Source organism: Clostridioides sp. ZZV14-6345, assembly GCF_020657775.1.
In the GTDB taxonomy this organism is placed as follows: domain Bacteria; phylum Bacillota; class Clostridia; order Peptostreptococcales; family Peptostreptococcaceae; genus Clostridioides; species Clostridioides difficile_D.
The window spans coordinates 14,813-29,749 of the sequence record NZ_JAGWCX010000050.1; the positions used below are offsets into that span (position 1 = coordinate 14,813).

13 protein-coding genes are annotated in these 14,937 nt (G+C 28.4%); 1 reads left to right on the top strand and 12 read right to left on the bottom strand.

Translation table 11 applies throughout. The features are described 5' to 3' along the window. Nucleotides 1-364: 364 nt before the first annotated feature. The 12 genes from KGF39_RS13440 to KGF39_RS19935 all read right to left on the bottom strand — a co-directional run bounded on the left by KGF39_RS13440 (nt 365) and on the right by KGF39_RS19935 (nt 14,026). Nucleotides 365-1,798: a 6-phospho-beta-glucosidase gene (locus KGF39_RS13440; RefSeq protein WP_227822688.1), complete on the bottom strand. Its 1,434-nt coding sequence runs from the start codon at nt 1,796-1,798 to the stop codon at nt 365-367. A 22-nt stretch (nt 1,799-1,820) separates the two neighbouring features. Then, complete coding sequence (locus KGF39_RS13445) at nt 1,821-3,659, bottom strand: beta-glucoside-specific PTS transporter subunit IIABC (RefSeq protein ID WP_227822689.1); 1,839 nt, start codon at nt 3,657-3,659, stop codon at nt 1,821-1,823. Between the two features lie 125 nt (nt 3,660-3,784). Next, on the bottom strand, nt 3,785-4,618 hold the full coding sequence (locus KGF39_RS13450; RefSeq protein ID WP_227822690.1) for a PRD domain-containing protein: 834 nt from the start codon (nt 4,616-4,618) through the stop codon (nt 3,785-3,787). Nucleotides 4,619-5,175: 557 nt separating this feature from the next. After that, complete coding sequence (locus tag KGF39_RS13455) at nt 5,176-5,325, bottom strand: hypothetical protein (RefSeq protein ID WP_227822691.1); 150 nt, start codon at nt 5,323-5,325, stop codon at nt 5,176-5,178. 22 nt (nt 5,326-5,347) lie between these two features. Next, on the bottom strand, nt 5,348-6,274 hold the full coding sequence (locus KGF39_RS13460; protein ID WP_227822692.1) for an MTP-1 family protein: 927 nt from the start codon (nt 6,272-6,274) through the stop codon (nt 5,348-5,350). Nucleotides 6,275-6,305: 31 nt separating this feature from the next. After that, complete coding sequence (locus KGF39_RS13465; protein WP_227822693.1) at nt 6,306-7,889, bottom strand: alpha-glucosidase; 1,584 nt, start codon at nt 7,887-7,889, stop codon at nt 6,306-6,308. A 23-nt stretch (nt 7,890-7,912) separates the two neighbouring features. After that, complete coding sequence (locus KGF39_RS13470) at nt 7,913-8,929, bottom strand: LacI family DNA-binding transcriptional regulator (RefSeq protein ID WP_227822694.1); 1,017 nt, start codon at nt 8,927-8,929, stop codon at nt 7,913-7,915. Nucleotides 8,930-9,000: 71 nt separating this feature from the next. Beyond that, a complete protein-coding gene (locus KGF39_RS13475; RefSeq protein ID WP_227822695.1) occupies nt 9,001-10,086 on the bottom strand; it encodes a glycoside hydrolase family 130 protein in 1,086 nt (361 codons plus the stop codon). A gap of 13 nt (nt 10,087-10,099) precedes the next feature. Next, nucleotides 10,100-10,927, bottom strand: a complete 828-nt coding sequence (locus tag KGF39_RS13480; protein WP_227822696.1) for a carbohydrate ABC transporter permease — start codon at nt 10,925-10,927, stop codon at nt 10,100-10,102. Nucleotides 10,928-10,949: 22 nt separating this feature from the next. Continuing rightward, nucleotides 10,950-11,846, bottom strand: coding sequence for a carbohydrate ABC transporter permease (locus tag KGF39_RS13485; protein WP_227822697.1), 897 nt, complete (start codon nt 11,844-11,846; stop codon nt 10,950-10,952). 65 nt (nt 11,847-11,911) lie between these two features. Then, entirely contained in the window at nt 11,912-13,285 is a 1,374-nt protein-coding gene (locus tag KGF39_RS13490) for an ABC transporter substrate-binding protein (RefSeq protein ID WP_227822698.1), read from the bottom strand. 612 nt (nt 13,286-13,897) lie between these two features. Then, nucleotides 13,898-14,026 (bottom strand): hypothetical protein, encoded by a 129-nt coding sequence (locus KGF39_RS19935; protein ID WP_255643378.1) that lies wholly within the window; start codon nt 14,024-14,026, stop codon nt 13,898-13,900. A gap of 195 nt (nt 14,027-14,221) precedes the next feature. Between KGF39_RS19935 and KGF39_RS19940 the strand changes: the two genes are divergently transcribed. Then, nucleotides 14,222-14,344, top strand: a complete 123-nt coding sequence (locus KGF39_RS19940; RefSeq protein ID WP_255643380.1) for a hypothetical protein — start codon at nt 14,222-14,224, stop codon at nt 14,342-14,344. The last annotated feature ends 593 nt before the right edge of the window (nt 14,345-14,937 follow it).

The window sequence follows — 14,937 nt, forward strand, 5'->3', positions numbered from 1 at the left end:
ATCTATACTAAACCATTCCTCTTGTTAATATCAAAAAAACTCTACTTAATTCTAAAAAATAAGCAGTAAATTTTTATTAATTTTTCTACTCATTATAATTCTTCTTTAAATATTTTTCCAACATATTACTAAGGTCTTTTATATTATCAATATTTGGTGAAACAAAAGTTATACCTACCAATTTTTAACTTTACCTTTTTATATTTATATTCATTTTTTAATAAAAAAAGATATTGACTATTTAGCCAATATCTTTTAATGGATTTAAACAGCGGAGACTATCCTCAAGAATAATACCCACGATTTTAATCTAATTTTTAATGGTTTATTTAACATAATCTTATAAATATTAAAATTTATCTACCTATAAAATTTCTCCATTAAATTTTATTACATTTTTATACCAATCAAAAGATTTCTTTTTATATCTTTTAAGAGTCCCGCTTCCATCATTATTTTTATCTACATATATAAATCCATACCTTTTTTTCATTTCTCCTGTTGTAAATGACACTGGATCTATACATCCCCAAACAGTATACCCTATAACATCAACACCATCAATTTCAATGGCATTTTTCATTTCCTTTATATGATTAGCCAAATATTCTATTCTATAATCATCATCTACAGTATTATCTGATTTTAATACATCCTCTGCTCCAAACCCATTTTCAACAATGAATATAGGAAGTTCATACTTATCATATAGTTGGTTAAGGTAAAATCGTAGACCTACAGGGTCTATATTCCACCCCCAATCAGAAGTTTTTAAGTATGGATTTTCAACTACATCAGCCTTTCCTGCTGAGTCATTACCTGTTGTTTTCATAGTTTTATCAGCTGTTACTACAGTAGTTAAATAATAACTACATCCAATAAAATCAACTGTTCCTTCTTTTAGAATTTTTTTATCTTCCTCTGTCATATCTAGATTATACTTTTTTCTTTCCCATAATTTTAGTGTATGTCTTGGATAATGACCTCTTACATGTACATCAGTAAACATAAGTTGTTCTCTATTAGATTCTACAAATTTAATCATATCCTCTGGATTGCAAGAATAAGGATAGCTTGGCATAGCTGCCACCATACATCCAATTTTAAACTCAGGGTTTATTTCATGACCTATCTTCACAACCTTTGCACTTGCTACAAATTCATAATGAGCTGCTTGATACATAACTTCTTCCCTGTCTTCCTGCTCTTCATAGATTATTCCCGAGTTAGTAAATGCATAAATAGGATTTGTAGTTATACTTTGATTATTTATTTCATTGAAAGTCATCCAGTACTTAACTTTATCCTTGTATCTATTCATTACCACTTCACAGAAGTTTACGAAGAAGTCTATTAACTTTCTATTTCTCCAGCCACCATAGTTTTTCACTAAATGATAAGGCATTTCAAAATGACTTAAAGTTATTACTGGCTCTATATTATATTTTAATAATTCATCAAATAAATCATCATAAAATTTCAATCCATCTTCATTTGGAGTTGATTCATTTCCCTTTGGAAAAATTCTAGTCCAAGCAATACTTGTCCTAAAACACTTATATCCCATTTCTGCAAATAATCTAATATCTTCTTTATAATTTTCATAAAAATTAATAGCTTCATGATTAGGATAATTTAAGCCCTCAAGCACTCCATCTGTTATCTTTCTTGGAACAGTATGAGTACCCGCAGTCATTACATCTGCAATACTTATTCCTTTTCCACCTTTATTATATCCACCTTCAACTTGATGAGCAGCAACTGCCCCTCCCCATAAAAATTCTTGATTAGATTTCATAGAAATATCTCCTCCAGTATAATTAATAAACAACTTTTATTACAGGTGTTCCAATTTTAATATGTTTATTTTCTTTAACTATTACATCTGCTAAATCATTTGTGTTAGTTAGTATTATTGGTGTAACAACACTATACCCTTCACCTTCTATTTTATCCTTATCGAAAGAAACAATCTTATCTCCTTTTTTAACTTTATCTCCTGCATTCATATGAGTAGTATAATACTTTCCATCTAACATAGTAGTGTTAAGTCCTACGTGTATTAATATTTCTACACCTTTATCAGAGGTAATCCCTATTGCATGCTTTGTAGGAAAAATAGTTGTTATTGTTCCATTTACAGGAGATACAACTTCTCCCTTTGAAGGTATTATTGCCATACCATTACCTATAGTTCCTGATGCAAATACTTCATCTTCTACTTCAGATAACTCTATTTGTAAACCTTCTATTGGAGATAATATTTCCTCTATACCATCTTCTTCATTAGAAACAACTTCATTACCTTCTTCACATTCTTCTTTACTTAATCCAAAGAAATATGATAATACTGATCCTAGTACTAATGCTGTTCCTATTCCTAATATATATCCTAGGAATGGTGTATAAACTGGCATTGAGAATATATTATGGAATACATATGCATTACAAGTAACACCAAATGCACCACATATGCCACCACCAATACCTCCTGCAATAGCTAATATTGGAATCATCCTTCTGTATCTTAATATAATTCCATAAATTATAGGTTCTGTTACTCCTGCTAAAATTCCTGTAACTGCTGTTGAACCTGCTAATACTTTTAATTCTGGATTTTTTTTAGATTTTCTAACCTTCATAAATAAACCTATTGCAATACCTATTTGAGCAAATACTGCTGCAACAGCTGCACCTTCTATTGGGTCTCCACCCATTGTAGCCAAGTTTTGTAAAGTAATTGGTGTGAAGCCCCAGTGTAATCCCAATACCGCTAAGAATGGCATAGCTATGCCTATTGCAGCTCCTGCAATTACTCTATTAAATTCAAATAATCCCATAAAAATATTTGATATTACATCACCAACAGTAGTTGCTATTGGTCCAAATAAAATCACAGTTAAAGGAACCATAACTAATAATGATATCATCGGTACTAAGAACAATTGTAAATCTTTTAATATAATCTTCTTTAAAAGCTTATCAACGTAATAATAAATAAATATAGCAACAAATATAGGGAACACACCAAAAGAATAATCAATTGGTGTTACTGGCATTCCAAAAAAGTTAGCACCACCTTTTGCTCCAATTAAAGCTGTAAAATTAGGATCTAACAAAGCTGCTCCTATCACTCCACCAACATATGGGTTTGTGCCAAGCTTTATAGCTAAAGTAATACCTAAGAATATTGGTAAGAAGTAAAATACAGCATTTCCAGCTGCTGATAATATAGCATAAGTGCTACTTGCATCAGACATCCATTTCATAGTGGTTAGTATTGTAAGTAATGCCTTAATCATACCTGCTCCAGCTAGTGCAGGTATTAATGGAGAAAATGCACCTGAAATTGATTCAAATATTCTAGAAACTATTGAAACTTTTTCTCCCTTTTCTTCAGTATTTTGTCCTTGTAAAACTGCTTTTTTTGTAATAGTTTCAAAGTAATCAGTTACTTTATTTCCAATTACTACTTGGTATTGTCCTCCACTATTTACTACAGATAGTACATCCTTAATTTTTAATAACTCTTCTTTGTTAGTTTTTGAAGTATCTTTCAGCTTAAAACGTAGCCTAGTTGCACAATGAACTAAACTAATAATATTTTCTTTTCCCCCTACATATTTTATAATCTCTTCAGACTCTCTTTCAAATTTCATACAATATACCCTCCATTTTCATAATTTTATGTATAAAAATAGACCTAAATCAATACAATTAGATATTAAAAACTAATTATACTAACTTAGGTCATGCCTGCCGAACAGTAACAATCCTACACTATTTACTTTATATTTGATAATCTATTTAAATGCAATGTTAAGTATAACAATTCATTTTCGCTAATTTTCCATTTATATGTCTTTTCAAGGAAGTTTTTTACTTTTTTTGCACAATTGTAATCACTTTTATATTTCATTTTTATTATATCTAATAATGATGTGTCTACATTTGTATTTTCACCTCTTAATTGCCTTTTTATAAAACACCTTAAATGGCTTATAAACCTTGTGTAGTCAAAGGAATATTCATTTATTTCAATTCCATAATGATACTTTATGATATCTAATACATTATCAATTATCTTAGTTAACAATAAAGTTTCTTGCATATCTTTTGTTTCTAACTGAGCATTTGCAAAGTGTATCGTAATAAAAGCTATTTCAGAGTCAGGAATATCTTTATCCAATTTTTTTCTTAAATATTCTACAGCTTTCTTACTAAAGTTATATTCATTAGGATATATTTGTCTTATTTCCCATTGAAGTGGGCTTTGAAACACTAATCCTTCATCCATTCTTTTTAGCATATAACTTATATGTTCCGATAATGTGATTAATATACTATCATTAAGATTATCGCCTAATTCTTCTCTTCCCATTTGAATAATTTCACTTACAAGCTCAACATCTTTTAAAGGTATCCTATCTAGCAGTAAATGTAATTCACTTAATGATTCCTCATTATTGAATATAAATTTTTTTTCAATTTTATCTATTTCAACTAAATCTTTAGTAAATTTATTAAATCCAATTCCTTTTCCCATTAATATTACTTCTTGTCCTGAATTATCTCTGGCAAATACAACATTATTATTAAATACTTTCTTTATAACCATAAACTACCTCCACTGTAAACAAAAATAGACCTAAAAAAGACTAATAATACTTTAAGAATTTACTAGAATTTTTAGGTCACGCCTGATTACATCTATCTCAGTAACGATCCTTTTATTTATCTGTATGATAACTTTATTTTCATTATAAATTATTAACTCTACTTAGTCAATATATAATTTCATATATATCTTTACTAGCTTATTCTTCTAAATATTCACTCATTCTACTTTTTTTTCATATAATTTATATAATCTAAGCATGTTAAAATAAATTTTACCCACAAGGGTCATAAAAGTACAAAGTCCTTGTTGTTATTTATTTATATTCTCATAATCCGTATAATTCTATGTTACGCAAGATAGTATTTTTTTAATATTTCTTTTATTATTTTCCAATTTAACTTAATTGATATTATTTAATTCACTTATAGCTAGTGTAGCTGCACCTAGCACACATGATTTTCCACCTAAATCTACTGCTACAACATAATCTTTCCTCATTCTTATTCTCCTTAAATTTCATTTATATTTCTTGTATTTTGTTTTCTATGTCATCCTTAATTGTTTCTATCTTTATCCCTAACATGAGTACCAACTAAATATCCACAGCTTTCTCCATATCCATCTATTATATCTGGTCTTATTATTTGTGCTTTTACTGCATCTATAAACCTGTTGTCATACGTTTCATCTAAGATATTTATCATTCCATTAATGTCCTCCAAACTTCTATAATCCATTGAAAGGATCTAAGATTGTTACTAATTGAGCTTCAGCATCACTTATTCCTGCATATAAAGTTGCTGTTTCATCATTGTTCCTTACTAAACCTCCACTAAATACCACATCAATTAAGTCTGTTCTTTTTGAAGGACCTTCTAAAAAATCTTTTCTAGTAGCTATTAATTCTATATCAGTGGTTTCACTAGTTTCTGGATTTAATATGAATACCATTGGATAATAATGTCTATCCTTATTATCATCAAAGCAAGCAATATGCCCCAAAATTCCAAGTCTTCCATCTTTTAATAAATGTGCTTCATTGGCTCCTCCCCACTCTAAATCAGTAAATTGATTTTTTAATAGGGGTGCGTTATCTATAGTATTTATAGTCAAATCATCTATTTTATTAACTATTGTAAATCCTATTTTACCTCTACCACCTTTACTTCCTTGTGGTCTAGTTAAAACTCCTATTTTTTTATTCTTTAACTCAACAAGTCTTAAATCCTTCATTCCAATTGGACCCTTGAAACACATTTCTAAGGAGTTGATATCTTTACCTTTATAAAATACAGTTCTCCATCCTAGTGAGTTTTCTATAGTTAGATGTGGGAATATTTCAACTCCACCTAATATTAATTCTCCATTTATAAAAGTAAAAAATGGGTCTTGTAAAGTGAATTTTTTAGTATTTTCTCTTGGTATCCATTTCCCATTCCTTTTAACAAAAAAATAAATTTCTGAGTGCTCACTGTCTCTATATTCTACTCTTCCTGCTATTACTAATTCATTTTCATCTATAAAAGGTGCACTTATATTATATACATCTTTTTCTCCTACATCTTCGAATACTATTTTTTCTTTTCTGTAGAATCTTACATCTTTTGCATTATATTCATTCAATAATTGTTTAATTGTTTTTAAACTAGACATATTTTACCTCTTAATCATTAATTTATTATATTTATAATTTATTTATATATATTGAGAAATCATATGGTTTTAATGTATTGCTTTCTGATGTGTTTAAGAGTTCTATTTTATCTATTTTTTGTGTATAATCCTCATTGCTAAAGTTGATTACAACATCTACAACTATATCATTGTATTTTCTTCTAAAGCTTAATACATCATTTTCTAAAATTAAATCTTCATAATCCCCATATAATAGCGCTGTTGTATTACATCTTATTTTTATTAATTCTTTGTATAAGTTTAATAAACTTTTATTATCTTTTGTAGCTTTTTCAACTGTTGTTTTATCTTTCTTATCTTCTATATTAATCCAAGGCTTTGCTTCACTAAATCCATAATTGATGTCATTATTCCACTGCATAGGACTTCTAGACTTGTCTCTAGAACTTTTATTTGATAATTTTAGAGCTTCATATTCTGACTTACCTTTTGCTATTTCTAATTTATATTTAGTTATTCCTTGTATATCATTCATTTTATCAATATCATAACAAACTAAGTCTTGCATACCTATTTCTTCACCAAAATACATAAATGGAACACCTTTAGTTGTCAAAAGTAAAGCTGCTATAGCCTTTTCTATCCCATTACAATTTCCCTTAGGATTAAATCGTGTTATACTTCTTCCCATATCATGACTATTAAAAAATATTGTAGGTATCTGTTTTTCATCATATTCTTCATTCATACATAGTATTTCTTTATATATTTTTTCTATAGAAAATTCGTCTATACTCCCTAAATTAAAATTAAACACAACATCTAGCAAGTTTTCACCACAATATGGCTTTAATTCATTAAAATCTTCTGAGCCTACTTCTCCCACAAGAAAAATATCTTCCTTAATGTCCCTAATATCTTTTACTAATCTCTTTATTATATCTAATACACCATCTTGATTCTTGTCATACTTATGTACTTGTTCACCACTTTCATCAAACGGATTATCAACATTTAAATCATCTTGTACTGTTAAGAAATTTATAACATCAAATCTAAATCCATCAATTCCAAAATCTATCCAGTACTTCAATACATCTTTCATGGCCTCATAAACCTTTGGATTTGACCAATTCAAATCTACTTGCTCTTTTGCAAAGGCATGATAATAGTACTCTTTTGTATTTTCATCATATTCCCATGCTTCTCCACCAAAAAAAGATTCCCAGTTATTCGGAATACTATTTTTCCAAATATAAAAATCTCTCCTTTCACTACCTATTGATGATTTTGACTCTTTAAACCAAGGATGTTCACTAGATGTGTGATTAAGAACTATGTCTATTATAACTTTTATACCTAAGTTATGAGCCTTATTTAAAAATTCTTTAAATTCTTCTAATGTTCCATAATCTTTATCTATATTATAATAGTCCGATATATCATATCCATTATCAACTTTAGGAGATGGATAAAATGGTGTTAGCCAAATCCCCTTTATCCCTAAATCTTTTAAGTAATCTAGTTTTGACGCTATTCCTTTAAAATCTCCTATTCCATCACCATTTCCATCCTTAAAACTAGGCATATATATTTCATAAAATACAGACTCTCTCCACCATTTATTTTGCATATATTTTTCCTCCAAAGTTCATTTTAACAGCTAGCTCGTTCTATAACTTCCACACCCATAACCAAATTCTCGGTCATCTCTTCTTTGTTGTTTAATCTCCAAAGCAATCGTTTAACAGCTTTCATTCCCATAAGTTCCTTATTTACTCTTACTGTGGTTAATTTTGGAACTAGCAGTGAATTCATAGCTATATCATCAAATCCAACCACTGCAATATCCTTTGGAACTTTATACCCTAAGTCTGCCAATGAAGTAATCAACATAATAGCTGCATTATCATTAGAACATACAAATGCTTCTGGTAATGTATCTATATTTTCTATAATTTCTTGAATTTTTTTATGCTCTCCATTTAATATATATTCTTCTATATCATTTAAAATTGAATATTTATGTATATCCTCTTTTACATTACTTTCTGCTGATGCAAATTTCTTAATAGCCTCTTTATAACCAAAATGTCTCTCCTTAACACTCAATGAATATTCCAAATCCCCAAAAAATCCTATCTTTTCATATCCTTTATCAAAAAGTAATTTTGTTATTTTAAAACTACCCATTTTATTATCTGTAAGTATACTATCAGTATTATAAAGTAATGATGCATGATCAACTAATACTACTGGTATACTGTATTGTTTTAGTTTAAATAAGTAATCATCATCTATTGCTCCTATTACTACTACTCCACATACCTTCTTTGTTTCTATACAGCTAGGAATATTTTTTGAATCATCCTTTATACAAGTTATAATATCATAGTTATTTTTACTAGCTTCATCACTTATTCCTTTCATTACCTTAGAATAAAAAGTATTGTCTTCAAAGTAAATTTTTTTAATGATTACACATATATTTTTTTGTGCATATGATTTTACAAATTTAGGAGATTTCTCTAAATAACCTAGTTCTTCTGCCACATTTAATACCATTTTTCTGGTTTCTTCACTTACACCTACCTTATTATTTAAAGCTAAAGATACCGCATTTATAGATATATCTAATCTATTTGATATATCCTTCATTGTTATTCTTCTCATAAATTGACACTCCAAATTCTATATAATTCAAGGCCATTGGTCAATAAATCAACCAATAGCCTTTGATTTCATTAAATCTCTAACATTGCAAATATATCTTCAATCCTTATATCCGCTCTACAAACTTTATCATCTGCTGCACCATAATATATCTTTACAAACCCATCTTCAAATACACATCCACATGTAAATACTACATTTCCAAAGAATCCTTCTCTTTCATAATCTGCATCAGGCTCTAGTATAGGCTTATTTGTCTTCGATAATATTTTACATGGATTATTTTTATCAAGTAGGAATGCTCCTAAGCAATATCTATTATTCCTATCTGCTGCATGGTAAATTTTAACCCATCCTTTTTCAGTTAAAAATGGTACTGCCCCACCACCAACTCTTCCATTTTCCCAAGAATCTTTATTTGTTACACCATAAAAATATTTTTGCTTACCCCAGTGTATTAAATCTGGAGATTCTGCTATCCACATATCAGGTGTACCTATTGAATAAGGTACAGGTCTATTATATGCAATATACTTTCCATCTATTTTTTCAGGGAAAATAGTTACATCTTTATTTTCAGGTGCAAATATTATACCATGTCTTTCATAGCTAATAAAATCTTTAGTAGATACTAATGATGTTGCTGCCCCATTTCTTGTTACTGATGTATAATTTATATAGTAAATTCCATCTATTTCAGTTATCCTTGGGTCTTCTATTCCCCATTCTTCTTCTGATGCTATTGGTTTTATAAATGGTTCATCATCTATTTTAAAGTTTTCTCCATCTTTTGACCTTGCTACTCTAATGTGTGATAATGATGTCAAATACGCTATTTTTTTAGCTCCTTTATTATCTATTGTCCATAAAGAACGTGGGTCTGAGTAGTCATATTGTATATCTACATCCTTATTAAAAGATATTACTTCTATAATATCTTCTCCTTCCTTATTAACTACTATAGGAACCTTTACTTCCTTATCTAAATCAACTTTAACTGATTCTGCTACCCTACAAAGTAAAATATATTCATTATTATATTTACAAACTCCACAATTAAATACACCATCCACTCTAAAATCTTTTCTACTTGGTTTTACATCACTTGTTTTTATTAATGGATTATTTTTACTTCTTATTACATTTATATTATTCATTATTTTCCCCCTACTATTTAAGCATAAAGTTTATTCCTTCTTTAAAATGTTTAGAAAAACAAAGGAACATAATTATTATCGGTAATGTTAATATCACTGAAGCTGCATACATTGGCCCTGGTAAATTTCCCATAGGTTTAAATTGTGTAGATATTAAAACATTTAGTGTTTGCATATCTATCTTTGGTGAAATTAACATATCCCACATAAGTTCTCCCCATCTACTCATAAATGTAGATAAAAATACTATTGTTGTAACTGATTTTGTTACTGGAAATGCAATACTACCTAATATTCTTAATTCTGAAGCACCATCTATTCTAGCTGCTTCAAATACATCATTAGGTAATGATTTAAAGTAATTTATGTACATAAATATTCCCCAAATAGATACTGATAGTGGTATTATCATTCCTATATAAGTATTAGTTAATGGTTTTGTTAACATATATCTTGGTACTAATAGGATTATTACTGGGAAGAACATTTGGAATAAAAGTGTATTCATTATAAATTTTTCACCTTTAAATTTTTTCATTTTTGATACTGAGTATCCAACAAGTAAACCTACTACTACTGACATTATTGCTGTAGGTAAAGATACTATAAATGAATTAATTAATGCCTTTATCCACATACTTGCAGTTGCTCCACTAGTTCCACCTAACAAATACTTATAGCTACTTAAATCAAAGCTAGTTGGCACTATAACTTTATCAACTTGCTCCCATGAGGAAAATGACTGAATTATCATATAGTAATATGGGAATAAAGATATAGCTAATATTATTAAAGTTGCTATTACAACTAAAATTTTAGTTACTTTCTTTTTATTGCTCATAATTCTCAACCTCCCTTTATTTTTATGCTCCATACTTAGCATTAATTTTATCCATAACTACACTTAATATTTTAATAGTTACAAATATATGAACCGCATTGGCTATTGCTATAGCAGCACCATATCCAGATTGGAAGTTGGTGAATGATGTATTGTATATTTCTAGTTGCCAAGTTGTAGTTGCTAAATTAGGACCACCACCAGTTAATAAATATGGCTCAGTAAATATCCCAAACGCTAAACCTGATGCTAAAACTAAAACTGTTGTTAAAGTAGGTAATATCATTGGCAATATTACTCCTGTAAACTTTTTGAATCCATAAACTCCATCTATTTTACATGCATCATGCACATCATCTGATATAGATTCTAATGCTGATAATATAAATAGTGCATAATAACCTGACATTTTCCAAACAATTATTCCTATAATTATAGCAAAAGCCCATCTAGAATCTCTAAACCAATCGATATTAATTCCATTATCACTTAAAAATACACTTAAAGCCGAATTGTAACTAAAAAAATATCTTACTACTACTGATACTGCTACCCCTGAAGTTAGATAGGGTATAAAAAATAATACAGCTATAAAGCCCTTTATTTTATCTGGTAAGTTATAAACTAGTAATGCAATAATCATTGCAACAACAAATGATAATACAACAATAGGTACTAGATATTTAAACGAATTAAAAAAAGCTGCCTTTATTTTTGGATCACTAAACAATCTAACAAAATTATTTATTCCTACAAAGTTTTTATTACTAGACATTAAATTCCAATCTGTAGTTGATAACCAAATAGCCCATCCTAGTGGAATTAAGAAATATATTAAAGAATAAACCAAGTAAGGTACATTGAAAAGCCACCCTAAAACTACACCTTTATTACTTAAACCTTGTATTTTTTTCTTCATCTATCATCTCTCCTTTATAATAAAGCGAAAATAAGATAGCTTATTTTCGCTTTATCTTTTTGACTTTACTCCAATCCACCAGCTTGCTTCATAGCGTCAAATGCTTCATCAACATACTTAGTTGCATCAGTAGGTTTTAGACTAGTTGACCCCAATGTTGTTTCAATATATGCTGCTAAAGGTCCACCTAAAGCTTCTTGAATTTCAGCCATTTTTCCATGTGGCATACCTGGAACCGCATTTGACACTTCTTGTGCTAATGCTTTTAATTCAACATTTTCATCCAAGTAAGATTTGAATGTATCATTTTCTACTAAATCTCCTCTAACAGGTAACATTGTTGTTGCTTGAACCCATTCTAAATCAGTTTTTGAAGAGTTTTCTTCACTGTATAACCACTTAACAAATTCCACTGCACCTTGATGTATCTCATCTGTAATATTTGCGTCTTTGTATAAAACTAAACCTTTTGAATCAGCAAAATTATATGCTGTATCACCTTCATTCTTCACTATCATTGGACCAAATACATAATCTTCACCATATACCTTACCACCTTCTCTAAGAACACTGATTTCCCATGGTGCTGCTATAGAACATAATGCTTGAGGTTTTTCTTCTGCCCATAAGTTAGGTATTTCTTGAGTTAATAAAGTATCTCCCATTGTTCCAAAAAATTCAAATGTTTCTTTTGTTACTTCTTTGTCTAAAACTAATTTATTACCTTCAACCCATGGTTTTCCTCCACTAAATGATAAATAAATGTTTTGGAAATCATTCCATCTATCCCACCAGAAATCCGGTCTTATAAGTTGATTTCTATACATAATATGACTTACACCAACTTCTTTCATCTTATCTTTATTCGCTCTAAATGTTGTTATCAATTCTTCAAATTCTGCCTTTGTTGTTGGAGGATTATCATATCCTAATGCTTTTAATCCTTTTGAATTCCATTGTAATACCATTGGGTTAACATACTGAGGAATAACATATTGATTTCCTTCTATTTGCCAACCTTCTATAACGTCTTTAATATCCTTATTTTTTACTACAGCTTTAAACCATTCCTCTTCTTCTAAATTGTATATTGCATCAGAATCTGCTAATGTTGCTGCAAAACCTCTATTTATATTTTCTGATATTGCTGGAGCTGTATCTGTAGCTAAAGCATTTTGTATTCCCGCCTCTGATGACGGTGTTTCAGGCATTTGCTGTACTTCTACCTTCACAACTTTATCATTAATTTTTATTTCTTCACTATTAAATTCTTTTGCCTTACCTTCCCAAAAATCATATTGAACTTTTTGTGGTGATGACCAAAAACTTACTATAATCGCATCTGATGTACTCGTATCATTTTTAGTGCAACCATTCAATGTTCCAATCATAATACTTGATAACACTAATAAGGCAATCCCCTTTTTTACTCTTTTCATTACATATTCCTCCCCATTGTAAATAAGTTTCTAGTAATATCTCACTTTAAAAGTACTTTAATTCAAACTTTAACCCAGTACTTAATGCAAACCTTTTCACTCTTATTTTAAATCTATTTTACTTTAATTTCTATTTATTTTTACTTTAATTTTAATTTATTTTGCAACTTTAATTTATATGGCTTAACCACTATATCTGTAGGCTCTATTATTATGGCAAATATAAAATTATAACTTATTCTCTACTTATAATTTTAAATCTCCCCCTATTGTGTTATTTAAGCAACAAAAAAGGAATTTAGCATCTATTAAAAGTGTAAATTCCTTTTTTGTTAAAATAATCATCCAAATTAAAAATAATCTTATTAGTTACATTTCCACCAATTATAGCTATATCTTATCCTTTTTTATAATTATCCATAACCCTACTTCCAAGTACTATAGCTTTTTCTATTTCTCCAAATTATTCTAAAGCTTTATGTATATATGAGATACCTCTATCTAATAATCCAAACATACTATAATTCCTCTGATAGTTTATTATGCATATTATATAACTCTGGTAAACAAGCTAGTAATATTTCTTTAGCATCTTTTCTGCTATTCATCATTTTATTGAGCACGCTGAATAACTGGTATATTAAAATCTAAAACCATCTTTTTTATTTGCCTTGATAAGTCAGCAAGTTTAACTTCTCCTACTTCTTTACTTTCATAATCCAAAATTTTCGAGTAATTCATTATAACTAAACTAGGTTTAATACTCTTTCTCTCTTTATTCCTGATACTATATTTACAAAGTTATTTATATAAAGACTATTTACTTGACTTATTATGCTTAAAGCTCGTATATATTTGACTATTTGCTAAGCTTCTATGAAACACTAGAAACTTCTGAAGTTATAAAATTCTTATTAGAGAAATGTATTACATTCTTTGATTGATATAACTATAAATCATATAAGAAACTGTTTAAAAATGGCAACTAAAGGAGCTAATGGAGAAAACTCTATCATGAAATATAAATATGGTTGGCGTTCCCGTATAATGATTGCTTAAAATGAAGATGGAAAACCAATAAGAAAAAAATTCAATTTAACAGTTAAAAGAACACTTCAAATAACATATTTTATAGATAAAAATGTAGATATAGAACTTAAGGTATTAGATCAAAAAATAAAGACATCAAATTCCTACAGAATGGTACCTATTTCAAAAGACATTTTAAATAAATTGAAATAACATAAAGTAAATCAAAATACAGATATATTAAAAGTTGGAAAATTATATAGAAATAATAATTGAGAGTTTTTCAATAAATTAACTCCCCTTATAAATAATAAAAGACCTTTAAGGAATCTAAAATCTATACTAAATAACTTAGATATAGAGTTTATAAAGTTTCACTATCTTAGAAAAACTTATTGAACTAGATTTTTTGAAAATGGTGTATCTCATAAAACGGTACAAGTTTTAATGAGTATTATAATGTATTAATAAATTTAAATATATATACTCAAATAATGACAGATAAGAAGGTAGAAACTGTATAAAAATTGAATAAAATATTTTTATTGTAAAAATTAAATACATAAAAATATTTTAATTTCATATAGTTGATTACAAAATCAAAATAAGGATACAAATTAATT